Source organism: Micromonospora sp. NBRC 110009, from assembly GCF_030518795.1.
Taxonomy (GTDB): domain Bacteria; phylum Actinomycetota; class Actinomycetes; order Mycobacteriales; family Micromonosporaceae; genus Micromonospora.
The window spans coordinates 3,689,111-3,713,599 of sequence record NZ_CP130427.1 but is presented as its reverse complement, the minus strand read 5'-3'; the positions used below and the strand labels follow the sequence as shown (position 1 = coordinate 3,713,599).

The following is a 24,489-nucleotide window of genomic DNA, read 5'->3' as shown; positions in this document are numbered from 1 at the left end:
CCTCATCGCAGGATGCCCGGGGACGCGGCGTCACCGGTACCCCACGGATCGTCGTCCTCAGTCAACCACGACGAGTGCTCGGTGCCGGTGCCGCCGTGCCCGGCGCCGCCGTGCCCGCCCATCATGCCGCCGCCCATCATTCCGGCCCCGCGCAGGCCACCCTGCCCGGCGCCGGTCGCGTTGCGCAGGGCGCTGGCCGCGCTGGTCATCGGCGGCACCTTGCCGTTTCCCCCGCCGACCATGCCGGGGATGCCACCCATCCCGATGCCACCGGCCGCGCCGAGGCCGCCACCGCCGATGCCGCCGGCCGACCCGACACCGCCGCCGATCCCGCTGCTGAGGCCGCCCCCACCGCCGAGCCCGGGCGAGCCGCCGAGGCCGGGGCCGCCGCTGTACCCGCTGCCGATCGTGGGGGTACCGGCACCGGCCAGGCCGCTGCCGTAGTCGTGTCCACCGCTGCCGGGGGCACCGGCGGCCGGCGGGGTGTAGGAACCGGCGCCGCCGTGGCCGCCGCTGCCGAAGTTGCCGCCGGTGGACGGCGGCGCGATGGACGAGGGGCCGCCGCCGTACGAGCCGGCGCCACCGCCGATGCCCGTGCTGCCGAGGTTGGGGGCGCCGCCTCCGCCGCCTCCGCCGCCGATGCCGCCGCCACCCCCGCCGCCGGGGTACCCGGACGGTGGGGTGCGGTCGTCCGGCCGGTAGCCGTCGCTCATGTCCTTGCCGTCCGGGCTCGGTACGACCAGCTTGGGCCGCTCGGTCTCCACCGCGGTGGGCAGCGGCGACATGGCGGAGTTGGCCGCCGTCTGGTTGTCCCGGTACCAGTTGTCCAGGTGGGACTTGGTGTCCCACCAGCCGCCCCGCTTGTGGTCCTCGGCGTTGCCGTCGACCTTCATGGTCGCTTCGAGGTCGTCGGCCTTGTCGCGGAACGCCCCGTCGGCGTACGACGCGGGGTTGCTCTGGTAGTCCTTGCGCAGCGCGGCCAGGAAGCCGGATGCGCTCTCGCCGTCGCGGGCGTCGTCGAGTTCGGTGCCGTTGGGCAGGCTCCACTCGTTCCAGCCGAAGTCGTCCATCAGCGGGATCGGGATGCTGGCGACCGACTTGCGGATGTCGCCCTCGATCCGCGACAGGGCGCCGCTGACGTTGGTCGCGTGGGTGATCAGCTCCTCGATGTCCTTGCCGATCTCACCCAGGTGCTCCCGGTACGCGTCGCCACCGCTGCCCTTCCAGCCGGCGAGCATGTCGGTGAGGCCGCCGACGTGCGGGCGCTCCTTGCCGGGCGCGATCGGGCCGACGAACGACCGCCCGACCAGCGAATCCCGCAGGTGCCCCAGGCCCGTGGAGAGGTTGTTCCACCCGACGCCGACCGAGCCGACCGTCTCCGGATCCGCCGACAGCGTCACCTCACGGACGCACCGCTCCCAGGTTCCTCCTGCCATGACCGTCTCCCCCTCAGGCCGTGTACGGGTAGGTGGGCGGGTGATCGCCCGTGCTCGGCGGCGGCGTGGCGGACTCGAGCATCCGCTCGATCTGCTTGCCGTTGGCGGCGTTGCGCGCCTCGACGTCCCGGAACGCCTTGGCGATGTCCTCGGTGCCCTGCTTGAGCCCGGCGAGCTTCTGGGAGACCGCCTTCAGGTGGGCCTCCATGTTGGCCGTCGACCGGGTCAGCGCCTGCCACTGCATGCGCGCGTCCTCGTACGCCCCGAAGGGCGTGCCGTTCGGCACGGTCTGCGCGTTGTTGCTGTCGCCCTTCATCCGCTCCTTGATGCGTTCCATCTCGTAGCTGATGGTGTCGTCGACATACTGCTTCAAACGCTCGACGTAGTCCGCCGCGGCGTCCAGATCCTCGACGCTGACGTGCAGATCGCCGGTGTCCGGCGGCGTGATGTCACCCATGCTGCTGCCTCCCCGCTGCCGACCCGCCGGTCGGTCCAATACGGACGCAGCGTATCGAGTGACGGCCAGTCGAGGCACCCCCGCCCCGCGTCATGGGACGCCGGCGGCGGAACCCGCCCCGGAAACGACGGAGCGCGGGAACCCGCTGGGGTTCCCGCGCTCCGGAGGCGTCGGTGGCGTTACCGCTGCGCGCCGGTCGGCAGCTTCAGCCCGTTGACCGGGGTCAACGGCAGCAGCTTCTGGCCGGTCGGGCCGATCTGGATCTCGGTGTCCATGGCCGGGCAGACACCGCAGTCGAAGCAGGGCGTCCAGCGACAGTCGTCCTGCTCGTACTCGGACAGGGAGTCCTGCCAGTCCTGCCAGAGCCAGTCCTTGTCCAGGCCCGAGTCGAGGTGGTCCCAGGGCAGGACCTCCAGTTCGTCGCGCTCCCGGGTGGTGAACCAGTCCAGGTCCACCCCGAAGGTCGGCAGCATCTCGGCCGCCGCGTCCACCCAGCGCTGGTAGGAGAAGTGCTCGCTCCAGCCGTCGAACCGGCCGCCGTTCTCCCACACCTTGCGGATCACCGCGCCGACCCGACGGTCGCCCCGGGAGAGCAGCCCCTCGATCAACGAGGGCTCGCCGTCGTGGTAGCGGAAGCCGATCGCCCGGCCGAGCGAACGGTCCGCGTTGATGGCCTGCTTGAGCAGCTTGAGCCGCGCGTCGATGACCTCCGGCCGTGCCATGGAGGCCCACTGGAACGGAGTGTGCGGCTTCGGCACGAACCCGCCGATGGAGACCGTGCAGCGGATGTCCCTGGATCCGGTCGCCGCCCGGCCGGCCTTGATGACCTCGTGCGCCATGTCCGCGATCTCGAGGACGTCCTCGTCGGTCTCGGTGGGAAGGCCGCACATGAAGTACAGCTTCACCTGCCGCCAGCCGTTGGTGTACGCGGTGACCACGGTGCGGATGAGGTCTTCCTTCGACACCATCTTGTTGATCACCTTGCGGATCCGCTCCGACCCGCCCTCGGGGGCGAAGGTCAGGCCGGTCCGCCGGCCGTTGCGGGACAACTCCTGGGCCAGGTCGATGTTGAACGCGTCCACCCGGGTCGACGGCAGGGAGAGCGACACGTTGGTGCCCTCGTACTGCTCGGCGAGGCCGGAGCACATGTCGCCGATCTCCGAGTGGTCGGCCGACGACAGCGACAGCAGGCCCACCTCGTGGAAGCCGGAGAACTCCAGCCCCTGCTGCACCATCTGGCCGACGGTGGTGATCGAGCGCTCCCGCACCGGCCGGGTGATCATGCCGGCCTGGCAGAACCGGCAGCCGCGGGTGCAGCCGCGGAAGATCTCCACCGCGTACCGCTCGTGGACCGTCTCGGCCAGCGGCACCAGGGGCTTCTTCGGGTACGGCCAGGCGTCCAGGTCCATGGTCGTGCGCTTGTGCACCCGGAACGGCACGTCGGGGCGGTTCGGCACCACCCGCTGGATCCGGCCGTCGGGCAGGTAGTCCACGTCGTAGAAGCGCGGCACGTAGACGCTCTCGGTGCGGGCCAGCCGCAGCAGCAGCTCGTCCCGGCCGCCCGGGCAGCCCTCGTTCTTCCAGTCCCGGACGATCGCAGTGATCTCCAGCACCGCCTCCTCGCCGTCGCCGAGCACGGCGGCGTCGACGAAGTCGGCGATCGGCTCCGGGTTGAACGCGGCGTGCCCGCCGGCCACGATCACCGGGTCGGCGTCGGTGCGGTCGGCGGCGAGCAGCGGGATGCCGGCCAGGTCGATCGCGGTGAGCAGGTTCGTGTAGCCCAGCTCGGTGGAGAAGGAGACGCCGAACACGTCGAAGTCACGCACCGGGCGGTGCGCGTCGACGGTGAACTGCGGCACGCCGTGGGCGCGCATCAGCTTCTCCAGGTCCGGCCAGACCGCGTACGTCCGCTCGGCCAGCACGTCGGGCAGCTCGTTGAGCACCTCGTACAAGATCTGCACGCCCTGGTTGGGCAGGCCGACCTCGTACGCGTCCGGGTACATCAGCGCCCACCGGACGGTCACCCCGTCCCAGTCCTTGACCACCGCACCCAGCTCACCACCGACGTACTGGATGGGCTTGGTCACCTGGGGCAGCAGCGGCTCCAGCCGGGGCCAGACAGAATTGGCCGCGACCGGGCGCGGCGTCGTGGACGGGGCACTCATGATGCCCAAGCGTACGCGGTGCTCCGCCGCTCACCACCCCGCACCGCAGGCCCCGGCCCCCACCCCCTCCCTGGCTGCCCACCCCCCGAGCCCGGCGATCAAGAGGTTTCGGTCGGGATCGGGGCCGACGGCGACCCAACCTTCTTGATCGACGTAGTGGGTGGCGGGTGCGGGGTGGGCGGGGCTGGCGGGTTGGTCGGTGGTGGCGGGGCGGTACTAACCTCGCAACGGGCGCGAGAGGAGAAAGCCGCGATGTCGCAGCCGCAGCCGGGGGCGGACCGGCCGGCCGACGGGAGCATCCCGGCCACCGGCCAGGACCGCGACCCGGCGGTCACCGATCCGCCCGCAGCGTCTCCGGGCCACGCCCCGGCGCCCGCCGCCGCGTCGGAAGCCGGGGCTCCGACCCCGCCGGACGCCCCGACCTCGGGCGCCGAGCCGTCGAGCACCACGGGCGACGCCGAGACCGCGACCACCCCGGACCCGGCGCCGGGGTCCCCGGTGCCTGCGACCGCGACGACCGCCGAGGAAGCCGGGAGCCGGACGGCGCCCGAGACAGCAGCCGAGCCTCCGACCGCGACCACGCCGGACGCCGGGGACCCGACGTCGCCTGCGGTGGCCTCCCCCGACAAGTCCACCGCCGAGGCAGACCCGTCGAATCCCGAAGCCAACCCGTTGACCCCCGAACCCGACAAGTTCCCGGCCGAAGCCACCCGGGCGACCGACGAACCCGACAAGTCGACCGGCGAACCGGACGCCCGACGCCCCGCCACGCCCGCCGCGCCGCCGGACGCCACGGCGGGTGTCGACGTCACTCCGGTCGCGCCGGTGAGCCCGGCCCGGGGATCCGCCGCCGTGCCCGCATCCACCCGCCCGGCCGGGACCACCCCGGCCCCGGGCCGCCCCGACCCCACCCGGGTCGAGACCCGACCGGAGCCGTCCGCGCCCAGGTGGAGCGGCTCCGCGCCGGTCCCGCCCCCGCCGCCGCGCAAGCGCTCCTGGGGCGAGTCCGCCGAGCCCACCCCGCTGCCGCCGCTCGACTCGCCGGAGCACCAGATCCCGGTCGACCCCTGGGAGGGCGTGGACACCACCGGCTGGGACCTGCACTCGGCCGACTTCCCGGCGCTCCCGCCGACGCTCGACTACCCGGCGCCGCCGCACACGCGGCCCTACCCGGCGCCGCCGGTCAGCCCACCGCCGGCCGCGCACCCGCCGATCGCGGCCCGCCCCGTGTCGCCGCCGCCACCGGCGCCGGTGTCCCCGCCGCGGCCCGTCCCGGTCCCGCCGCCCCGGCCGGCACCGCCCGCGCCGGCCAAGCCGCCGAAGCAGCGCCGCCGGCAGACCGCGCCGCCGGTCACCACGCCGCCGGGCTTCCAGCCACCCAAGGGGTACGTGGCGGTGCCGGTGCGCCGCCGGCGCCGCTGGCCGTGGGTGCTGCTGCTGACCCTCGCCTGCTGCTGCGGGGTGCCGCTGTGGTGGGCCCAGCCGCTCTCCGCCCAGTACCCGGCGAGCGCGGCCCTGCCCGACCGGATGTCCGGGCTGCGACTGCGGGAGGACGAGCGCAGCCAGGCGGCCGCCGAGAGGCTGAAGAACGAGGTGGCCCAGGCGCACCTGCTCGCCGAGGACACCTTCGCCGGGATCTACGGCACGGACGACGGCAAGCGCGTGGCCCTGTTCGGCGGCACCGGGTTCCGGCTGACCCCGGAGGCGGACGCCGACGCCGAGATCGCCCGCTTGCGGGAGGAGTACGCGCTGGAGGCCGCCGTACCGGTGGAGACCGGTGTCCGGGGCCGCTACGAGCGCTGCGCGGTGGGCCGGGCGGACGGCGACGGCGTGGTGGTCTGCACCTCGGTCGACCACGGCAGCCTGGCGACCGGCGTGTTCACCCGGCTGTCCCTGGACGACAGCGGTCGCCTGCTGGACCAGCTTCGGCAGCAGGTGGTGACCGCAAAGCAGTCCTGACCGTCACGTTTCGCAATGTATCGAACACGTAAAGCGCCAGTTTCTACCGGCACACATCGGACGGGCCGGTGACAATTGGGGCATGTCGCGGCGTTGGCTGTTTGCCGACCAGCTGGGGCCGCACTTCCTCGACGACCGGAAGCAACCGGTCCTGCTGATCGAGTCGAAGGCGGTCTTCCGGCGCCGCGTCTACCACCGGCAGAAGGCCCACCTGATCCTCTCCGCGCTGCGGCACCGCGCCGCCGAGCTGGGCGATCAGGCGATCTTCCTGCGCGCCGAGACGTACCGGCAGGCGCTGCAACAGGTTCGCGAGCCGCTGGAGGTCTGCCACCCGACGTCGCGCCGGGCCCTGGCCTTCGTCCGCGACCTGGACCGGGTCACCGTGCTGCCGGCCCGGGGATACGTGACCAGCCTGGCGGACTTCGCCGACTGGGCCGACGGGCGCCGGGGCGCGCTGCGGATGGAGGCGTTCTACCGGTTCGCCCGGGAGCACCACGGGGTGCTCATGCAGGGCGGCGACCCGGTGGGTGGCCGGTGGAGCTTCGACACCGAGAACCGCGAGCCGGCGCCGAAGGGCGGGAAGCTCGACGTGGCCGCCCCGGCGATGCCGAAGGAGGACGACATCGACGCGGAGGTCCGGGCCGACCTGGACCGCTGGGAGCGGCAGGGGATCCGGTTCGCCGGCCGGGACGGCCCCCGCCGGTTTCCCGCCACCGCGAAGGAGGCGACGGCCCGGCTGCGGCACTTCCTCCGGCACCGGCTCGCCGCGTTCGGCCCGTACGAGGACGCGATGCTCTCCACCGATCCGTGGCTGGCGCACAGCATGCTCTCCGCCGCGTTCAACCTGGGCCTGCTGGACCCGGCGGAGGCGGTCCGCGGCGCCGAGCAGGCGTACCGGCGGGGCGGGGCGCCGCTGGCCAGCGTGGAGGGCTTCATCCGGCAGGTGATGGGCTGGCGGGACTTCATCTGGCACACCTACTGGTACTTCGAGCCGAACTGGCGCACCAGCAACGAGCTGGCCGCCCGGCGGTCGCTGCCGGACTGGTGGCACGACCTGGACGCGGACGCGGTCGACGCGCACTGCCTGTCGGACGTGCTCGGCGGCGTCCGGGACCGGGGCTGGGTGCACCACATTCCCCGGCTGATGGTGCTCGGCAACTACGCTTTGCAGCGCGGCTGGCGCCCCGCCGAGCTGGTGGAGTGGTTCCACACCCGCTTCGTGGACGGCTACGAGTGGGTGATGACCGGCAACGTGATCGGCATGAGCCAGTACGCCGACCTGGGCCGGATGACCACGAAGCCGTACGTCTCCGGGGGCGCGTACATCAACCGGATGAGCGACTACTGCGGCGGCTGCCGGTACGACCCGAGGAAGCGGCTGGGCGAGAAGGCCTGCCCGTTCACCGCCGGCTACTGGGCGTTCCTGTCCACCAACCGCCCTCGCATCCCGGCCAACGCCCGGATGGCCCGCGCCCTGAAGCAGCTGGAGCGCCTCAGCGACCTGGACGCGGTGGTGGCGCAGGAGAAGCAGCGCGGCAGCGACCCACCCTGATCCTGCGGATCAAGGAGTGGACGCGGGTCAGGTGGGGTCGGCGGTGGGCTCGACGCGCTTGGGGGCGTAGCGGGGGACGTACTCCTGGCCGGTGAGCTTCTGGATCTCGGCCATCAGCTCGTCGGTGATCTCGCGCAGCGAGGTGCGGTCGTCGGACCGGCCGGTGACGTCCAGCGGCTTGCCGAACCGGATGCTGATCTTGGCCTTGCCGGGCCGGGGCACCCGCGTCCCGATGGGCTGCGCCTTGTCGGTGCCGGTCACGCCGACCGGGATGATCGGCACACCGGCCGCCACCGCGAGCCGGGCCGCCCCGGTCCGCCCCCGGTAGAGCCGCCCGTCCGGCGAGCGGGTCCCCTCGGGGTAGACGGCGACCAGGTCACCGGCCTTGAGCACCGGGATGGCGGCGTCGAACGCGGACAGCGCCGCCCGTCCGCCGGCCCGCGCGACCGGAATCGCGCCCAGCCCGGTGAGCACGAACTTGGAGAACGCGCCCTTCACCCCGGTGCCCGTGAAGTACTCCGACTTGGCCCAGAACGCCAGGTGGCGCGGCACCACCGTGCCGAGAAGCAGCTCGTCGGCGACGGAAAGGTGGTTGCCCGCGAAGATCGCCCCGCCCGTCGCCGGGATGTGCTCCAACCCCTCCACGGTCGGACGGAAGGCCAACCGGATCGTGGGTGCCACGGCGAGCTTGCCGATGGTGTAGAGCAGCGGCACGGGTCCTCCGGCAGTCGTACGTGAACAGGCGCTGTCACGGTAGCGGACGGTTCCCCGCCGGCCCGACGGGGTGGTGGGCCGCCCGCCTGGTGGCCCGGCGGCGACACCCGCCGCCGGACCACCGTCAGTAGGTCATACCCGCCGGACGGCCACCGTCACCCGCTCGCCCTCGCCGGCCTCGCCGGCGAAGCCCTCGACCCCCTCGACGAAGTCGATCGTGTCGGCGAGCACCTCCCGCGCCACGAAGTCGGTGTACGCGGCCACCGCCGCACGCACCTCCTCCGAGGCCGAGAGCGCGACCACGATCCGGTCCGAGACGTCCAGGTCGGCGTCCCGGCGGGCCTGCTGCACCACCCGGACCACGTCCCGGGCCAGCCCCTCGGCGGCCAGCTCCGGGGTGACCTCGGTGTCCAGCACGACCACTCCCTCGCCGCCGGGCAGCGGCGCGGAGTGCTCGGCGTCGGCGGCGACCAGGCGCAGCTCGTACTCGCCCTCGGCCAGCGTGACCCCGGCCGCGACCGGGGCGCCCTCGACCAGCTCCCACTCCCCCGCCTTGACCGCCTTGATCACCTGCTGGACCGCCTTGCCGACCCGCGGGCCGAGCGCCCGGGGCACCACGGTCAGCACCTGCTGGCAGTACGCCGACACCTCGTCGGTGAAGACGACCTCCTTCACGTTGACCTCGTCGGCGACCAGGTCGGCGAAGGGCCGCAGCTGGGCGGCGACCGGCGAGGCCACGGTCAGCTTCGACAGCGGCAGCCGCACCCGCAGGCCCTTGGCCTTGCGCAGCGACAGCGCCGCCGAGGCGACCGCCCGGACGTTGTCCATGGCGGCGACCAGCTCGTGGTCGGCCGGGAACTCCTCGGCGGACGGGAAGTCGGTCAGGTGCACCGACCGCTGGCCGGTGAGCCCGCGCCAGATCTCCTCGGCGGTCAGCGGCGCCAGGGGTGCCACCACCCGGCAGAGCGTCTCCAGCACGGTCCAGAGCGTGTCGAACGCGTCGGCGTCGCCCGCCCAGAACCGGTCCCGCGACCGGCGCACGTACCAGTTGGTGAGCGCATCCAGGTAGGACCGCACGCTGGCGCACGCGCCCGAGATGTCGTACGCGTCGAGCTGCCCCTGGACCGTCGACACCAGCTCGTTCGTCTTCGCCAGCACGTACCGGTCGAGCAGGTGCGTCGAGTCGGTGCGACGCTTCGCCGTGTAGGAGTCGGCGTTGGCGTAGAGCGAGAAGAAGTACCAGACGTTCCAGAGCGGCAGCAGCACCTGACGCACCGCGTCCCGGATGAGCGTCTCGGTGACCGCCATGTCGCCGCCGCGCAGCACCGGCGAGGACATCAGCATCCAGCGCATCGCGTCCGAGCCGTACGCGTCGAAGACGTGGTAGACGTCCGGGTAGTTGCGCAGGCTCTTGGACATCTTGCGCCCGTCGGAGCCGAGCAGGATGCCGTGGCTCAGGCAGTTGCGGAACGCCGGCCGGTCGAACAGCGCCGTGGCCAGCACGTGCATGGTGTAGAACCAGCCGCGCGTCTGTCCGATGTACTCGACGATGAAGTCGCCCGGGTAGTGGTGCTCGAACCACTCGCGGTTCTCGAACGGGTAGTGCACCTGGGCGAACGGCATCGAGCCGGACTCGAACCAGCAGTCCAGCACCTCCGGCACCCGGCGCATCATCGACTTGCCGGTCGGGTCGTCCGGGTTGGGGCGGACCAGGTCGTCCACCGCCGGCCGGTGCAGGTCGGTCAGGCGTACGCCGAAGTCCCGCTCGAGGTCGGCCAGGGAGCCGTACACGTCGACGCGCGGGTAGTTCGGGTCGTCGGACTTCCACACCGGGATCGGCGAGCCCCAGAACCGGTTCCGGCTGATCGACCAGTCCCGGGCGTTGGCCAGCCACTTGCCGAACGAGCCGTCCTTGATGTGCCCCGGGGTCCAGTTGATCTGCTGGTTCAGCTCGACCATCCGGTCCTTGAACTGCGTCACTGCGACGAACCACGACGACACCGCCTTGTAGACCAGCGGGGTGTCGCAGCGCCAGCAGTGCGGGTAGGAGTGGGTGTAGGTGTCCTGCTTGAGCACCACCCCCCGCTCCTTCAGCTCCCGGATCACCGGCTTGTTCACGTCGAATACCTGCTCGCCCTGGTACGGCGGGACGAGCGCAGTGAACCGGGTGTGGTCGTCCACGGTCACCACGGTCGGGATGCCGGCCGCGTTGCAGGTGTTCTGGTCGTCCTCGCCGAAGGCCGGGGCCAGGTGGACGATCCCGGTGCCGTCCTCGGTGGTGACGAAGTCCGCGCCGAGGACCTGGTAGGCGTTCTCGCCGGCCTGGTCGACGAGGAAGTCGTAGAGCGGGGTGTAGCGGCGCCCGACCAGCTCGCGGCCGTACACCGTGCCGACCTGCTCGTATCCCTCCAGATCCTTGGCGTACGCGCCGAGGCGCGCCGCGCCGACGACGTGGCGCTGCCCGTCGCGCTCCAGCACCGCGTACTCGATGTCCGGGCCGACGGCGAGCGCCAGGTTCGACGGCAGCGTCCACGGCGTGGTGGTCCAGACGCCGAGCCGGACCGGGCCGCGGACGAGCTCCGCCGCGCTCTCGTCCGGGGTCAGCTCGAACCAGACCGTCAGGGTCGGGTCGTGCCGGTCCTTGTAGACGTCGTCCATCCGGGTCTCGGTGTTGGACAGCGGGGTCTCGCACCGCCAGCAGTACGCCAGCACCCGGAAGCCCTCGTAGACCAGACCCTTGTCGTGCAGGGTCCGGAAGGCCCACATGACGCTTTCCATGTAGTCCAGGTCGAGCGTCTTGTAGTCGTTGGCGAAGTCGACCCAGCGGGCCTGCCGGGTGACGTACCGCTCCCAGTCCTGGGTGAACTCCAGCACCGAGGTGCGGCAGGCCTCGTTGAACCGGGCCACGCCGAGGTCGAGGATCTCCGCCTTGCTGGTGATGCCGAGCTGCTTCTCGGCCACCACCTCGGCGGGCAGGCCGTGGCAGTCCCAGCCGAACCGGCGCTCGACGTGCTTGCCGCGCATCGTCTGGTAGCGCGGCACCACGTCCTTGACGTACCCCGTGAAGAGGTGGCCGTAGTGCGGCAGGCCGTTGGCGAACGGCGGGCCGTCGTAGAAGACGAACTCGTTCTTCCCGTCCTCCCCGGCGGGACGGGTCTCCACCGACGCCTCGAAGGTCTTGTCGGCCGTCCAGTGCTCCAGGACCCGGCGCTCGACCGCGGGCAGGTCCGGGCTCGCCGGGACGCCGCCGGCGGTCGGGTCGTGCAACGGATAGGCCATCGCGGGTCGCTCTCCTCAGCAGCTCACATGTCCGTGTGGGTCTGCGAGGACGAACCCGTTCCGGTACGCCGTCACCGGCGCCCCGGGCCAGGCCCGCGGTACCACCCCGCTTGGCGGTCGAGGTGCGACCGCCCGCTCGTTGGCCGGCTGTGACGGGCCGGTCCCGTCCGGTTCTACTGGGCCGGTCACCCGGCTGTTCTTCCGGAGGCTCGCCGGTGATGGCCGGGTCGTCGCCTGTGTGCGATCCAGGGTACTCGACCGGCCCGGCCCCCCGCCCCCGAGTATCTGGGGGAAAGGAAGGGCCCCCTGTTATCGCTTCCGGTATAGGAAGGGTCCCCTCCTAACACCCGGGCCGGCGGCCGGACCGGGGGAGCTCGCGCCCGGCTAGGCTGCCGGGGTGATCCGGATCGAGTTGGACGAGCCCACGCTGGCCCGCACCCGGATCGCCACCAGCCCGCTCTGGGAGGTGATGACCAGCCTCTACGTGCTGAAGCGTCACCCTGGGGAGGCGCCCTGGCCGTACACCGGCTGGGCCCGGCACGCCCGCCGGGTGCTGGCCGAGGTGCCGGAGACGGCGCCGGCCCGGCTGCTCACCGCCGACGACCGGGCACCGGACTTCCTCACCCCGGTCCCGCCGTCGCCGGCCCCCACCCTGGCCGAGGAGCTGGCCGTGCTGCGCGCGACCCCGGCCGAGGTGATCGCCGAGCAGATCCCCCGCTACCACGACCCCGACGACCTGCCGGACTGGCTGCGCCCGTTCGTCACCGACCGGCAGGCCGCGCTGGACCGGCTCGCCGGCGGCATCCAGGCGTACTGGGACGCGGCCATCGCGCCCTGGTGGCCGGTCATGCGGGCGGCGCTGGACGAGGAGGTGCTGCACCGGGCCCGGGCACTCGCCGCCGACGGCCCGGACGCGCTCCTGGCCGACCTGCACGAGCGGGTGCGCTGGGAAGAGCCGGTGCTCACCCTGGTCAAACCCCTGGACCAGAGCTTCCGCGCGGTGGATCAGCGGCTGCTGCTGATCCCGCTCATCTTCTCCCGGGGCGCGCTGGCCTGTTCCACCGACCATCCGGAGATCGTCGCGGTCTCCTACCAGGCCCGCGGGGCGGCCGTGCTCGCCGAGGGCGGGCCCACCCCGACGGCGGACGTTCCCGGGACCGACCGCCTGGCGATCCTGGTCGGCCGGGGCCGGGCCCAGGTGCTGCGGGCGCTGGCCCGGCCGGCCACCACCGCTGGGCTCGCCGCCACCCTCGGGCTCGCGCCGAGCACCGTCTCCGAACACCTCGCCGCGCTGCTCGCGGCCGGGGTGGTGCACCGCCGCCGGGTGGGCCGGCGGGTGCTGTACGGCCTGGAGCCGGCCGGCTTGGCCCTGGTCACGCTGATCGGGTCGGATCCGGCGGCCGCCTCCGCCTGAGGATTCGGCAACCGCCGAATTCGTTTCCCCACCCCGCCGGCCGTCCCTAGATTCGCGGCCATGAGCGAGCGAAGCGAGCGAATCATCCGGCTCAGTGCGGTGGAGCCTCATGACGGCCCGGAGCGAAGCGGAGGGCCGGCATGAGCGATTACGCGATCGAGGCGGCCGGGCTGCGGCGCACCTACCGCAGCCGAACGGGATGGTTACGACCCCAGCGCCGGGAGGTGGAGGCGGTCCGCGGCGTCGACCTGACGGTCGGCAACGGGGAGCTGTTCGGCCTGCTCGGACCGAACGGCGCCGGCAAGACCACCACCATCAAGCTGCTGAACACGCTGCTCATCCCGACCGCCGGCACCGCCCGGATCTGCGGCCACGACGTGGTCGCCGAGACCCGGGAGGTACGCCGGCGGATCGGGTATGTCTTCGGCGGTGACCGGGGCCTGTACGACCGGCTCTCCGCCCTGGACAACCTGCGCTACTTCGCCGAGCTGTACGGGGTGCCGGGGCGGGAGCAGAAGCGGCGCATCGGCGAGCTGCTGGCGCTGGTCCGGCTCGACGGCCGGGAGCACGAGCGGGTGGAGGGCTACTCCCGGGGCATGCGGCAGCGGCTGCACATCGCCCGCGGCCTGCTGCACCGGCCGCGGGTGCTCTTCCTCGACGAGCCGTCGATCGGGGTGGACCCGGTGGCCGCGCGGGAGCTGCGGCAGACCGTAGCCGACCTGGCCGCCACCGGCACCACCGTGCTGCTGACCACCCACTACATGGCCGAGGCGGACGAGCTCTGCGACCGGATCGCGGTGATCGCCGACGGCCGCATCCAGGCCCTCGGCACCCCCGCCGAGCTGCGCCACCACGCCGATGGGCGGCAGGTGCTGGAGGTCGAGGCGTACGGCGTGACAGACGCCCAGCTCGCCCGGATCCACGCCCTGCCCGGAGTGCGCGAGGCGAGCGTGACCGTGACCGGCGCGGCGCAGGTGCTGACCGTGCAGTCCGACGCGGGGGTGGACGTGCAGGCGGACGTGCTGCGCGAGCTGGACGGGGTCCGGCTGGGCCGGGTCAGCGCCCGGCAGCCCACGCTGGAGGACGCGTACGTGACGATCGTCAACCGGGTCACCGTGCCGTCCCGCCCGCTCGAGGCGGTGGCCGGGTGAGGCTGCTGCGCATGATCGGGGTGGGTCTGCTGCTGCACACCAAGCAGCTCACCCGCTCCCCGTTCGAGATCGCCACCGCGCTGATCGTGCCGGTGGTGCAGGCCACCCTGGCGGTCTACCTGTTCCGGGCCGGCGGCGAGCCGGGCCGGCTGCTGGAGGCCTCGGTCGGCGCCGGGCTGATGGGGGTCTGGTCGTCGGTGCTCTTCGGCTCCGGCGGCGCCATCCAGAACCAGCGTTGGCAGGGCACGCTGGAGATGATCATGCTGGCGCCCCGGCCGCCGGCGCTGATGATCCTGCCGATCACCCTGGCCACCGCCGTCACCGGCACGTACGCCATGCTCGCCACCCTGCTCTGGGGCCGGCTGCTCTACGGCGTGCCGCTGGACTTCGCGCACCCGCTGCTCTTCCTGGTCGCGGTCCCCGGCTGCGTGCTCGGGCTGGGCATGTTCGGCCTGCTGCTCGCCGCCACGTTCGTGCTGATGCGCAACGCCAACGCGCTGACCAACACGCTGGAGTACCCGATCTGGCTGGTCTCCGGGATGCTGGTGCCGCTCACCGTGCTGCCCGGCTGGACCGGCCCGATCGCCGCCGTGCTGCCCACCACCTGGGGCGCGCGGGCGGTGCACGAGGCGGCCAGCGGCGGCCCGGTGTGGCCGTCCCTCGGCATCTGCCTGGCGATCAGCCTCGGCTGCCTGGTCGCCGGCGCCCTGATGATGACCTACGTCGAGCGACGGGCCCGCGCCGCGGCGACCCTCGCGCTGGCCTGAGGGGGCGACGATGGCACTCTTCCGGCTGATCGGCACCGGCGGCGTGATCGCCTACCGGGCCCTGTTCAACTGGACCACGCCGGCGATGTTCATCGGCTCGCTGCTGGTGGGTCCGATCTTCCAGCTGCTCTTCTTCGCGTACCTGGGGCGGCAGCTCGGGGTCGCGGACGACCGCTTCTACATCGTCGGCAACGCGGTGCTCGCCGCCTCGCTCTCCTGCGTCTTCGGCGGCACCATGGCCGTCGCCAACGAGCGGCGCTTCGGCACCCTCGGGCACGTGCTGCTCTCCCCGCGCAGCCGCACCGCGGTCTTCCTCGGCCGGGTCCTCCCGTACGCCGGGAACGGCCTGCTCATCGCGGTGACCACGCTGACCGCCGGCGCCCTGCTGCTGGGCCTGCGGCTGCCCGTCGACGCCCTGCCGGCGCTGCTGGCGACGCTGGCGGTGGCCGCGCTGTCCTGCGGCTTCTTCGGCCTCACCCTGGGCGCGCTGGGCCTGCGCTTCCGGGACGTCTGGGTGGTCTCCAACGTCTCGGTGGCGCTGCTGCTCCTGCTCACCGGGGTCAACGTCCCCGCCGCCGGGCTGCCCGGCTGGATGCGGGCGGTCGGCGAGGCGCTGCCGATCACGCACGCCGCCCGGGCGGCCCGCCACCTGGCCGCCGGCGACGGCTTCGCGGCGGCCGCCCCGGCACTGGCCGCCGAGGCCGCCGTCGGCTTCGGCTACGCGATCCTCGCCGCCGCCCTCCTCAAGCTCTTCGAAGCCGAGTCCCGCCGCCGCGCCTCCCTGGACACCCTGTGACCCCCACCCCCGGAGGTGGGGGGCGAGGGGGGTGGGTCAGGGGGGTGGGGGCGGTCAGGGTGGTGGTCCAGAGGGCGACGTCGGACCGGTCGCGCAGGTGCACGGTCAGGTCACCCGACTCGCCGTCGATGGCGACCTCGCCGAAGTGCTGGAAGCCCTCGGCGGGCGAGGTGTTCGCGCGCGGCGGGGCGTGCACGAACGCGGGCACAGTTGAGGCGGACCGGCGACGCGGATGGCTGGCGGGGGAACCCCGGCTGACCACTCGTCGACGGTGGGCCGGCATGACGACCGTCACAGCCGCCGTCCGTCACGTCCGCGCCGCGCCGGTCCGTCGTCTACGCGTACGGACGACACGAGGGAGGCCGGGATGAGTCGGATCAACATGGCTGCGGTGGCGCCGGAGGCGTACCGGGCGGTGTTCGGGCTGGAGAAGTACGTCCAGGCGAACGTCGACCACACCGTGCTGGAGCTGGTGAAGCTGCGGGCGTCGATGCTCAACGGCTGCTCGTACTGCGTGGACATGCACAGCCGCGACGCCCTCGCCGCCGGCGAGTCGAGCCGGCGGCTCTTCGCCGTGGCCGCGTGGCGGGAGGCGCCCTTCTTCGACGAGCGGGAGCGGACCGCGCTGGCGCTGACCGACGCGGTCACCCGCCTCGGCGACCACGGCGTGCCGGACGACGTGTGGGACGCGGCGGCGAAGGTGTGGTCGGAGAAGGAACTGGCCGACCTGCTCCTCGCGATCGCCACAATCAACGTATGGAACCGGCTCTCGGTCAGCACCCGGAACGAGCCGCCGCTCGAGGTGTGAGCGGCACCGAGGCGGCGCAGGCGGCCGGTGCGCTGACAGCGCACCGGCCGATGCTGCTCGGGCTGGCCTACCGGCTGCTCGGCAGCCTGCACGACGCCGAGGACGTGCTCCAGGAGGCGTACCTGCGCTGGCTGGACGTCGACCGGGAGACGGTCGCCGAGCCCCGCCGGTACCTGTCCCGGGTGGTGACCCGGCTGGCGATTGACCGGCTGCGCGCCCGGCAGGCGGCTCGCGAGACGTACGTCGGGCCGTGGCTGCCCGAGCAGGTGCCCACCGATCCGTCGCCGTTCGGGCCGCTGGACACCGTCGAGCAGCGCGACACCCTCTCCACCGCGCTGCTGCACCTGCTGGAACGGCTCACCCCGCCGGAGCGCGCGGTGTACGTGCTGCACACCGCCTTCGCGCTGCCGTACGCCGAGATCGGCGACCTGCTGGACCGGTCGGCGGCGGACTGCCGCCAACTGCACCACCGGGCGGTCGCCCGGCTCGCCGACGACCGGCGGCGCTTCACCGCCGGGCCGGCCGAGCAGCGGCGCCTGCTGGACGCCTTCCTGGCCGCGGCCCGCGACGGTGACCTGGCCCGGCTGACCGACCTGGTCGCGGCCGACGCCACCGCCTGGTCCGACGGCGGCGGCCGGGTGAGCGCGGCCCGCAACCCGCTCCACGGCGCGGACCGGATCGCCCGGTTCTTCACCGGCGTCTACGGCCCGCGCCGGCCCGGCGTAACCGTGACCCCGGTCGAGCTGAACGGCGCCCCCGCGCTGCTGCTGCGCTTGCCGACCGGCGTCCACTACACCCTGGCGGTCACCGCCGTCGACCGCCGGATCACCGGCATCTACGTCGTCGGCAACCCCGACAAGCTGACCCGCGTCACCGGCTGAGCGCACGCGACGGCCCCGGTCCCGCGCCGGGGACCGGGGCCGTCGACGAGGAGGTCAGCCCAGCTCGGGGAACCAGAGCGCGATCTCCCGCTTGGCGCTGTCCACCGAGTCGGAGGCGTGCACGAGGTTCTCCCGGTTGGAGAGGGAGAAGTCGCCGCGGATGGTGCCCGCGGCCGCCTTGCGGCCGTCGGTGCTGCCGATCATCCCGCGCACGACCTCGATCACCTGGTCGCCGGAGAGCACCAGCGCCACCAGCGGGCCGCCGGTCATGAACGCCTTCAGCGGCGGGTAGAACGGCTTGTCCACGTGCTCGGCGTAGTGCTGGTCGGCGAAGTCGCCGTCCATGGTCCGGGACACCAGCGCGTCGATCCGCAGGCCCTTGCGCTCGAAACGGGCGAGGATCTCGCCCACCAGACCGCGGCGGACCGCGTCGGGCTTGATCAGTACGAGCGTGCGCTCGTCCGGGCTGCTGCTGGACACGCTGGGTTCCTCCTGTGCGCGGATGCGGCTCGGGCTGGGTACGGTCAGCCTAGCGACCCGGTCCCGGCGCCGGGACGGCGGCTGCTCTTTCCCTCGGTCGCCGCTCCGGCCTAGCCTGGCCCTGGAATCCCTGGGAGGTCCACTGTGGCGAATGGCGGGAACCGAACGATCGCGCCGGTGCGCAAGCTGATCGGTGCGGTGCTGGGCACCGTGGCGACGTTCATCACGCTGTTCGGCCTGGGCATGACGAGCTGGGCCATCGTGGCGCTCGGCGTCGCCCTGCTCGTCCTGGCGATCGCCCTGGCCACCGTACGCGGCGGTGGGCGCACCTGGGTGGTCGGCCTGGGCCACGTGCACAGCGCCTCCGAGCCGCCCACCCAGTACGCGTTCGGCCGCTGCGAACTGCAGTTGGTGATCGACGCCCCCGGGCTGCCGCCGAGGTCCAAGAAGATCATCGAGCCCCGGGTCCCGGTCGCCAAGTGGCCGTCGCTGGGCCAGGCCCTGCCGGTCCGGGTCGCCCTCGACGACCAGCGGCACGTCCGCGTTCTCTGGGACGAGGTGCCGACCCACGCGGAGACCGCCGCCACCGCCGCCACCGTCGCCGACCTCCCACCGGAGTACGCCGGTGCCGAGTCGGTCGAGGAGGTGCTGATCGTCCAGGAGGCCCCGCCGTGGGCGGACCGCGCCCCGGAGGACGACTTCCGCGACGACTTCCCGCCCGCGCCCGACCCGCTCCTCGACGACGTCGTGCGCACCGAGGAGCGGGAGCCGGTGGTGGTGCACCAGCGCCCGGGTGGCGGGAAGGTCCTGGAGGGCGAGGTGGTGGAGCCTACGCCCGGCGGGACGCTGCCTCGCCGGGCCACCCCGGTGCCGCGCCCGCCAGCCGAGGAACGGTTCGAGACCGTGCCGATCGACCCGATCGACGTGCCCTTGGACGAGCCGGCCGCCGAGGCGCCGCCCACCGCCGAGGAGCTGGACGAGGCCATCTTCGGGCCGGCCGGCGACGGGCCGTCCGGGGTGTCCACCCCGATCAGCGGCGTGGGCATCACCCTGCTCGTCACCGACCTGGACCGGTCCCGCGACTTCTACCGGGATCTCGGCTTCGACGAGCTGGACCGGGGCGCCGGCAACGCGGTCCTCGCCTCCGGGCCGACCCGCCTGGTGCTGCGCCAGGTGACCGGAGCCGCCCCGATGAGCCGCCGGCTGGTCCACGTCAACCTCGAGGTCGACGACATCCAGGCCGCCTACGAGCGGCTGCGCGACTCCGGCGTGCGGTTCACGTACGCCCCGCGGGTGGTCAACCGGGGCACCAAGCTGGAGGTGTGGGCGGCGGCCTTCCGCGACCCGGACGGGCACGGAGTGGCCCTCACCCAGTGGCGCACCCTCGCCGACGCCTGATCCCGCCGCGAGCCGGCGGCGGGCACCGCTCAGCCGAGGATGATCCGCCGCACGTGCAGCGCGTACGCCCAGACCAGGGCGAACATGACCCCCAGCACGAGCAGCGACCAGTGCAGCAGGCCGGAGAGCAGCAGCAGGCCCTGCAGGACGGTGCCCGCATGCCAGGCCCACGGCCGTTTCATCTGGCCGGCGAGCAGCACGCAGGCGACCGCCAGCGTCACGATCGCCGCGACGGCGGTGCCGCTGAGGTGTCCGCCGACCACCCGGATCGGCTGGATGGCCAGCAGCAGCACCAGTGCCTCCAGCGCCAGCGTGCCCGCGCCCAGCCCGCGGACGGCCTTGTCCGGATTGCGCAGCCCGGACCGCCGCTGCTCCGGCCCGGCCGGCCCGCCGTCGGTCGACGCACCAGCCACCGGCCCGCCGGTCGTCGGTTGGTCCTCGGCGCCGGGCCGCTCCTCCACCGGGCCGGTCATCGCTTGAGCAGCCGGCGGGCGTCGGCCACGGTCACCACCGACCCGGTGATCAGCACGCCGACCCCGGCCAGCTCGCCCGGCACGTCGGACTCGGCCTCGGCGACGGCCGCCTCGATGGCGTCCGGCATCTCCGCGGTGACCTGCACCCGCTCCGGCCCGAACACCTCGCGGGCCAACGCGGCCAGCTCCTCCGCCGGCATGGCCCGGGGCGAGCTGTTCTCGGTGACCACGAGCGAGTCGAGCACCGGCTCGAGCAGCTCCAGCAGGCTGGCCGCATCCTTGTCGCCGAGCACGGCGAGCACGCCGACCAGCTTGCTGAACGCGAACTCCTCCTGGAGCGCCGTGACCGTGGCCGTCATCCCGTGCGGGTTGTGCGCGCCGTCCAGCAGGATCGTCGGCGCCGTTCGCACCTTCTCCAGCCGCCCCGGCGAGCTGGTCGCGGCGAAGCCCTCGCGGACCGCCTCGATGTCGAGCTGGCGACGCGCGCCCGCCCCCAGGAACGCCTCCACCGCGGCGAGCGCCACGGCCGCGTTCTGGGCCTGGTGGGCGCCGTGCAGCGGGATGAAGATCTCCTCGTACACCCCGCCGAGTCCCTGGATGGTGAGCACCTGGCCGCCGACCGCGACCGCGCGGCGCAGCACGCCGAACTCGGCACCCTCCCGGCCGATGGTCGCGCCGACCTCGGCGCAGCGCTCCAGGATCGGCCGGGCCGCCTCCTCCTCCTGCGCCGCCGCGATGACGGTGGCGCCCTTGTGGATGATGCCCGCCTTGTGCAGTGCGATGTCCTCGATGGTGTCGCCGAGCCACTCGGTGTGGTCGAGCCCGATCGGGGTGATCACCGCGACGCCGGCCTGGATCACGTTGGTGGCGTCCTCGGCGCCGCCGAGGCCGACCTCCACCACCGCGACGTCGACGGGCGCGTCGGCGAAGGTGGCGAACGCCAGCGCCGTGGTCATGTCGAAGTAGGTCAGCGACTCGTCGAACCGGTGGTCCACCAGCTCGGCCAGCGGCGCCACCTCCCGGTACGTGGCGACGAAGCGCTCCTCGCTGACCGGCTCCCCGTCCAGGCTGATCCGCTCCCGGACGGTCTCCAGGTGCGGGCTGGTGTAGCGGCCGGTGTGCAGCCCGAACGCCCGCAGCAGCGAGTCGATCATCCGGGCCGTCGAGGTCTTGCCGTTCGTGCCGGTGAGGTGGATCGACGGGTACGCCCGCTGGGGGCTGCCGAGCAGGTCGAGCAGGCTCTCGATCTTCTCCAGCTCGAAGTGCATGCGGGTGAAGCCGCGCGCGTTCAGCGCGGCCTCCACCTCGGCGAATTCGGTGCGGTCGGTCACGAGGGAAGCGCCTCCAACGCGGCGTCGATCCGGATCAGGTCCGCCTCGGCCACCGTGAGCCGCTCCCGGATCTTGGCGACCACGGGCTCGGGGGCCTTGCCGACGAACGCCGGGTTGTCCAGCTTCGCCCGCGCCTGCGCGGCCTCCTTCTCGGCGGCCGCCCGGTCCTTGGTGAGCCGGGCCCGCTCGGCGGCCACGTCGATCGAACCGCGGGTGTCCAGCGCGACGCTCACCTCGCCCGGCATGGCGAGGGTGGCGCTGGCCTGGAAGTCGTCCCCGGGCGTGTCGATCCGGACCAGCGACCGGATCAGCGGTTCGTGCGCGGCGATACCCGCTCCGGCGAGGCCGTCGAGTCGGGCCGACACCCGCTGCGTCGGGCGCAGCCCCTGGTCGGAGCGGAACCGGCGGATCTCGGTCACCACCCGCTGCAGGGTGCCGACCTCGCCCTCCGCGGCGTCGTCGACGAGGGTACGGTCGGCCACCGGCCAGGCCGCCGTCAGCACCGTCTCGTCGCCGGTGAGCGCCGTCCACAGCTCCTCGGTGACGAACGGGATGACCGGGTGCAGCAGGCGCAGCAGCTGGTCCAGCACGTGCCCGAGCACCCGGCGGGTGGCGTCGGCCGCCGCGCCGCCCTCGGCGAGCACCGGCTTGCTCAGCTCCACGTACCAGTCGCAGACGTCGTCCCAGGCGAAGTGGTAGAGCAGGTCGCAGACCTTGGCGAACTCGTACGCCTCGAACTGCTCGTCCACCTCGGCGGTGACGTGCGCCAGGCGGGAGAGGATCCACCGGTCGACCGTCGACAGGGTGTCGGCCTCGGGCAGCGGCCCGTCGGTGTGCGCGCCGTTCATCAGCGCGAACCGGGTGGCGTTCCAGAGCTTGTTGCAGAAGTTCCGCGAGCCCTGGCACCACTCCTCGCTCACCGGCACGTCCTGCCCGGGGTTGGCGCCGCGGGCCAGGGTGAACCGGGTGGCGTCGGCGCCGAACCGGTCGATCCAGTCCAGCGGGTCGACCACGTTGCCGAACGACTTCGACATCTTCTTGCCGTGCTCGTCCCGGACCATGCCGTGCAGCGCCACCACGTCGAACGGCTGCACGCCATCCATGGCGTACAGGCCGAACATCATCATCCGGGCGACCCAGAAGAAGAGGATGTCGTAGCCGGTGACCAGGACGCTGGTCGGGTAGAACTTGGCCAGGTCCGGGGTCCGCTCCGGCCAGCCCAGGGTGGAGAACGGCCACAGGCCGCTGGAGAACCAGGTGTCCAGGACGTCCTCGTCCTGCCGCCAGCCCTCGCCGGTCGGCGGCTGCTCGTCCGGGCCGACGCAGACGATCTCGCCGTCCGGGCCGTACCAGACGGGGATCCGGTGACCCCACCAGAGCTGCCGGGAGATGCACCAGTCGTGCATGTTGTCGACCCAGGCGAAGTAGCGCTTGGCCAGCTCGGCCGGCTCGATCGTCACCCGGCCGTCGCGGACCGCGTCGCCGGCCGCCTTGGCCAGCGGGGCGGTGTTGACGAACCACTGCAGCGACAGCCGCGGCTCGACGGTCGTCTTGCACCGCGAGCAGTGCCCCACCGCGTGCACGTACGGCCGCTTCTCCGCGACGATCAGGCCCTGCTCGCGCAGCGCGGCGACGATCGCCGGGCGGGCCTCGTACCGGTCCAGGCCCTCGAACGGGCCGGGCGCGGTGATGATGCCCCGCTCGTCCATGATCGTCACGGCGGGCAGGTCGTGCCGCTGGCCGATCTCGAAGTCGTTGGGGTCGTGCGCCGGGGTCACCTTGACCATGCCGGTGCCGAAGCTGGGGTCGACGTGCGCGTCGGCGACGATCGGGATCCGGCGGTCGGTGAGCGGCAGCGCCACCTCGGTGCCGATGAGGTGCTGGTACCGCTCGTCGTCCGGGTGCACGGCGACGGCGGTGTCGCCGAGCATGGTCTCGGCCCGGGTGGTGGCCACCACGACCTCGTCGCTGTAGCGGATCGAGATCAGCTCACCCTCGTCGTCGGTGTGCTCCACCTCGATGTCCGACAGCGCGGTGAGGCAGCGCGGGCACCAGTTGATGATCCGGTTCGCCCGGTAGATGAGGCCGTCGTCGAAGAGCTTCTTGAACATGGTCTGGACGGCCCGGGAGAGGCCCTCGTCCATGGTGAAGCGCTCCCGGTCCCAGTCGACCGCGTCGCCGAGGCGCCGCATCTGGCCCAGGATCGCGCCGCCGGACTCGGCCTTCCACTGCCAGACCCGCTCGACGAACTTCTCCCGGCCCAGGTCGTGCCGGGACAGGCCCTCGCCGGCGAGCTGCCGCTCGACCAGGTTCTGGGTGGCGATGCCGGCGTGGTCCATGCCGGGCAGCCAGAGCGCCTCGTAGCCCTGCATCCGCTTACGCCGGCTCAGCGCGTCCATCAGGGTGTGCTCGAACGCGTGGCCCATGTGCAGCGAGCCGGTGACGTTCGGCGGCGGGATCACGATGGTGAAGGGGGGCTTGTCGCTCTCCGCCGACGCCCGGAAGTGGCCGGCGGCTACCCACTGCTCGTACCGTCGCTGCTCTACCTCGCCGGGCTGGTACTGGCCGGCAAGGGTCGGGGCGTCGGGGCGCGGGGCATCCAGTCTCTCGGTCACCCTGAAAGTCTACGGAGCGCTTTCGGAGACCTGACGTGCGCCACCTCCTGTTCGCGTACGGTGGCGGACATGTCCGACGCGCACCTCACCGAGCGCCCGGTCGACGACGGGCCCGAACCCGTCGAGCTGACCGACGAGCCGATCCAGCTGAGCCGCCGTGACCCGGCACACGACCCCGAGGAGCGGCGTCCCGCCTCCCGCCGGCGGCGGATCGCGCTCGCCGCCGCGCTGGCCGTCGGCCTGGCCGGTCTGGGGGCCCTCGGCGTGGCCGGCTGGCGGGTGCTGGAGCAGAAGGACACCAAACTCAGCCCGCCCACCGAGATCGCCGGCCTCACCCGGGACGACTCCGAGCGGGCCCGGAGCACCGCAGACTATCTCCGCGACGGCTTCGCCGCGGACATCGAGCTGGACCGCAGCTTCGGCACGGTCTACAGCGACCCACGGGACACGGGGCGGGCGGTGCTGGTGTTCGGCGGCACGACCCTGCTCTGGCAGCCGGAGCGGGACCTGGACAGCCTGTTCGGCCTGATGGCCGACGAGACCGGCAAGGTGACCGGGCTGCGCGAGGTACGCGCCGGCCGGCTGGGCGGCGTGATGAAGTGCGGTACGACCAGCGGCGACGGCGGCGACTTCGCGGTCTGCGGCTGGGCCGACCACGGCAGCGTGGTGATGGCGATATTCCCCGGCCGCACGGTCGACGAGTCCGCCGCGCTGCTCCGCCAGCTGCGCGAGGGCATCCAGAGCCGCTGACCCGGTCCCGGCTTCGCGGGGCGCCGTTCGCATTCGCCGGCGGCGTTCCCGGAGGCTCGGAGC

At 73.0% G+C, this 24,489-nt stretch carries 19 protein-coding genes and 1 pseudogene; 10 read left to right on the top strand and 10 right to left on the bottom strand.

Annotated features, from left to right (window positions below; genetic code table 11):
• Positions 1–2 precede the first annotated feature (2 nt).
• From Q2K19_RS17805 to Q2K19_RS17795, 3 genes are all read right to left on the bottom strand, one after another.
• Positions 3–1,436, bottom strand: a complete 1,434-nt coding sequence (locus tag Q2K19_RS17805; protein WP_302762421.1) for a hypothetical protein — start codon at positions 1,434–1,436, stop codon at positions 3–5.
• 13 nt (positions 1,437–1,449) lie between these two features.
• Positions 1,450–1,893 (bottom strand): hypothetical protein, encoded by a 444-nt coding sequence (locus Q2K19_RS17800; protein WP_302762420.1) that lies wholly within the window; start codon positions 1,891–1,893, stop codon positions 1,450–1,452.
• A 179-nt stretch (positions 1,894–2,072) separates the two neighbouring features.
• The gene (locus tag Q2K19_RS17795; RefSeq protein ID WP_302762419.1) at positions 2,073–4,058 is read right to left on the bottom strand and encodes a TIGR03960 family B12-binding radical SAM protein; all 1,986 of its coding nucleotides are present in this window, start codon (positions 4,056–4,058) and stop codon (positions 2,073–2,075) included.
• A 252-nt stretch (positions 4,059–4,310) separates the two neighbouring features.
• Here Q2K19_RS17795 and Q2K19_RS17790 point away from each other — a divergent pair, with 252 nt between their 5' ends.
• Positions 4,311–6,017 carry a hypothetical protein gene (locus Q2K19_RS17790; RefSeq protein WP_302762418.1) on the top strand — a complete coding sequence of 569 codons (1,707 nt, stop codon included), beginning with the start codon at positions 4,311–4,313 and terminating at the stop codon, positions 6,015–6,017.
• Positions 6,018–6,099: 82 nt separating this feature from the next.
• Positions 6,100–7,569 (top strand): cryptochrome/photolyase family protein, encoded by a 1,470-nt coding sequence (locus Q2K19_RS17785; RefSeq protein WP_302762417.1) that lies wholly within the window; start codon positions 6,100–6,102, stop codon positions 7,567–7,569.
• 27 nt (positions 7,570–7,596) lie between these two features.
• On the opposite strand, the gene Q2K19_RS17780 is transcribed toward Q2K19_RS17785, so the two are convergent.
• Positions 7,597–8,283 carry a lysophospholipid acyltransferase family protein gene (locus Q2K19_RS17780; RefSeq protein ID WP_302762416.1) on the bottom strand — a complete coding sequence of 229 codons (687 nt, stop codon included), beginning with the start codon at positions 8,281–8,283 and terminating at the stop codon, positions 7,597–7,599.
• Between the two features lie 132 nt (positions 8,284–8,415).
• A complete protein-coding gene (gene ileS, locus Q2K19_RS17775) occupies positions 8,416–11,562 on the bottom strand; it encodes an isoleucine--tRNA ligase (protein ID WP_302762415.1) in 3,147 nt (1,048 codons plus the stop codon).
• Between the two features lie 397 nt (positions 11,563–11,959).
• On the opposite strand from ileS, the gene Q2K19_RS17770 reads away from it, so the two are divergent.
• The 4 genes from Q2K19_RS17770 to Q2K19_RS17755 all read left to right on the top strand — a co-directional run bounded on the left by Q2K19_RS17770 (position 11,960) and on the right by Q2K19_RS17755 (position 15,690).
• Positions 11,960–12,976: an ArsR family transcriptional regulator gene (locus Q2K19_RS17770; RefSeq protein ID WP_302762414.1), complete on the top strand. Its 1,017-nt coding sequence runs from the start codon at positions 11,960–11,962 to the stop codon at positions 12,974–12,976.
• Positions 12,977–13,116: 140 nt separating this feature from the next.
• Positions 13,117–14,127: an ABC transporter ATP-binding protein gene (locus tag Q2K19_RS17765; protein WP_302762413.1), complete on the top strand. Its 1,011-nt coding sequence runs from the start codon at positions 13,117–13,119 to the stop codon at positions 14,125–14,127.
• The gene (locus Q2K19_RS17760) at positions 14,124–14,894 is read left to right on the top strand and encodes an ABC transporter permease (RefSeq protein WP_302762412.1); all 771 of its coding nucleotides are present in this window, start codon (positions 14,124–14,126) and stop codon (positions 14,892–14,894) included. The genes Q2K19_RS17765 and Q2K19_RS17760 overlap by 4 nt, the downstream gene beginning before the upstream one ends.
• A gap of 10 nt (positions 14,895–14,904) precedes the next feature.
• Entirely contained in the window at positions 14,905–15,690 is a 786-nt protein-coding gene (locus Q2K19_RS17755) for an ABC transporter permease (RefSeq protein ID WP_302762411.1), read from the top strand.
• Positions 15,691–15,736: 46 nt separating this feature from the next.
• Here Q2K19_RS17755 and Q2K19_RS17750 read toward each other — a convergent pair.
• Positions 15,737–15,889 (bottom strand): annotated as a pseudogene (locus Q2K19_RS17750) (alkaline phosphatase D family protein); the annotation flags it as partial.
• 168 nt (positions 15,890–16,057) lie between these two features.
• Between Q2K19_RS17750 and Q2K19_RS17745 the strand changes: the two are divergent.
• Together Q2K19_RS17745 and sigJ are read left to right on the top strand one after the other, a co-directional pair.
• Positions 16,058–16,498 carry a carboxymuconolactone decarboxylase family protein gene (locus Q2K19_RS17745; RefSeq protein WP_302762410.1) on the top strand — a complete coding sequence of 147 codons (441 nt, stop codon included), beginning with the start codon at positions 16,058–16,060 and terminating at the stop codon, positions 16,496–16,498.
• The gene (gene sigJ, locus Q2K19_RS17740) at positions 16,495–17,379 is read left to right on the top strand and encodes an RNA polymerase sigma factor SigJ (RefSeq protein ID WP_302762409.1); all 885 of its coding nucleotides are present in this window, start codon (positions 16,495–16,497) and stop codon (positions 17,377–17,379) included. Before Q2K19_RS17745 ends, sigJ begins: the two co-directional genes overlap by 4 nt.
• Before the next feature lie 54 nt (positions 17,380–17,433).
• Here sigJ and ndk read toward each other — a convergent pair whose 3' ends face one another.
• Entirely contained in the window at positions 17,434–17,859 is a 426-nt protein-coding gene (ndk, locus tag Q2K19_RS17735; RefSeq protein ID WP_302762408.1) for a nucleoside-diphosphate kinase, read from the bottom strand.
• Between the two features lie 144 nt (positions 17,860–18,003).
• Between ndk and Q2K19_RS17730 the strand changes: the two genes are divergently transcribed.
• Positions 18,004–19,257: a VOC family protein gene (locus Q2K19_RS17730; RefSeq protein WP_302762407.1), complete on the top strand. Its 1,254-nt coding sequence runs from the start codon at positions 18,004–18,006 to the stop codon at positions 19,255–19,257.
• Between the two features lie 29 nt (positions 19,258–19,286).
• On the opposite strand, the gene Q2K19_RS17725 is transcribed toward Q2K19_RS17730, so the two are convergent.
• From Q2K19_RS17725 to Q2K19_RS17715, 3 genes are read right to left on the bottom strand one after another with little or no spacing between them, the layout of a single operon-like run.
• Positions 19,287–19,730: a DUF4233 domain-containing protein gene (locus Q2K19_RS17725; protein WP_302762406.1), complete on the bottom strand. Its 444-nt coding sequence runs from the start codon at positions 19,728–19,730 to the stop codon at positions 19,287–19,289.
• Complete coding sequence (locus Q2K19_RS17720) at positions 19,727–21,061, bottom strand: bifunctional folylpolyglutamate synthase/dihydrofolate synthase (protein WP_302762405.1); 1,335 nt, start codon at positions 21,059–21,061, stop codon at positions 19,727–19,729. The genes Q2K19_RS17725 and Q2K19_RS17720 overlap by 4 nt, the downstream gene beginning before the upstream one ends.
• Positions 21,058–23,676 carry a valine--tRNA ligase gene (locus tag Q2K19_RS17715; RefSeq protein ID WP_302762404.1) on the bottom strand — a complete coding sequence of 873 codons (2,619 nt, stop codon included), beginning with the start codon at positions 23,674–23,676 and terminating at the stop codon, positions 21,058–21,060. Before Q2K19_RS17715 ends, Q2K19_RS17720 begins: the two co-directional genes overlap by 4 nt.
• Positions 23,677–23,745: 69 nt before the next feature.
• Between Q2K19_RS17715 and Q2K19_RS17710 the strand changes: the two genes are divergently transcribed.
• Positions 23,746–24,426, top strand: a complete 681-nt coding sequence (locus Q2K19_RS17710; protein WP_302762403.1) for a hypothetical protein — start codon at positions 23,746–23,748, stop codon at positions 24,424–24,426.
• Positions 24,427–24,489 lie beyond the last annotated feature (63 nt).

Bases quoted from the DNA above. Each gene is read 5' to 3' on its own strand.
- Q2K19_RS17790 (WP_302762418.1), top strand. From the start codon at position 4,311: ATGTCGCAGCCGCAGCCGGGGGCGGACCGGCCGGCCGACGGGAGCATC.
- Q2K19_RS17795 (WP_302762419.1), bottom strand. From the start codon at position 4,058: ATGAGTGCCCCGTCCACGACGCCGCGCCCGGTCGCGGCCAATTCTGTC.
- Q2K19_RS17745 (WP_302762410.1), top strand. From the start codon at position 16,058: ATGAGTCGGATCAACATGGCTGCGGTGGCGCCGGAGGCGTACCGGGCG.
- Q2K19_RS17725 (WP_302762406.1), bottom strand. From the start codon at position 19,730: ATGACCGGCCCGGTGGAGGAGCGGCCCGGCGCCGAGGACCAACCGACG.
- Q2K19_RS17800 (WP_302762420.1), bottom strand. From the start codon at position 1,893: ATGGGTGACATCACGCCGCCGGACACCGGCGATCTGCACGTCAGCGTC.
- Q2K19_RS17755 (WP_302762411.1), top strand. From the start codon at position 14,905: ATGGCACTCTTCCGGCTGATCGGCACCGGCGGCGTGATCGCCTACCGG.
- Q2K19_RS17710 (WP_302762403.1), top strand. From the start codon at position 23,746: ATGTCCGACGCGCACCTCACCGAGCGCCCGGTCGACGACGGGCCCGAA.
- ileS (WP_302762415.1), bottom strand. From the start codon at position 11,562: ATGGCCTATCCGTTGCACGACCCGACCGCCGGCGGCGTCCCGGCGAGC.
- Q2K19_RS17765 (WP_302762413.1), top strand. From the start codon at position 13,117: ATGAGCGATTACGCGATCGAGGCGGCCGGGCTGCGGCGCACCTACCGC.
- Q2K19_RS17785 (WP_302762417.1), top strand. From the start codon at position 6,100: ATGTCGCGGCGTTGGCTGTTTGCCGACCAGCTGGGGCCGCACTTCCTC.
- Q2K19_RS17805 (WP_302762421.1), bottom strand. From the start codon at position 1,436: ATGGCAGGAGGAACCTGGGAGCGGTGCGTCCGTGAGGTGACGCTGTCG.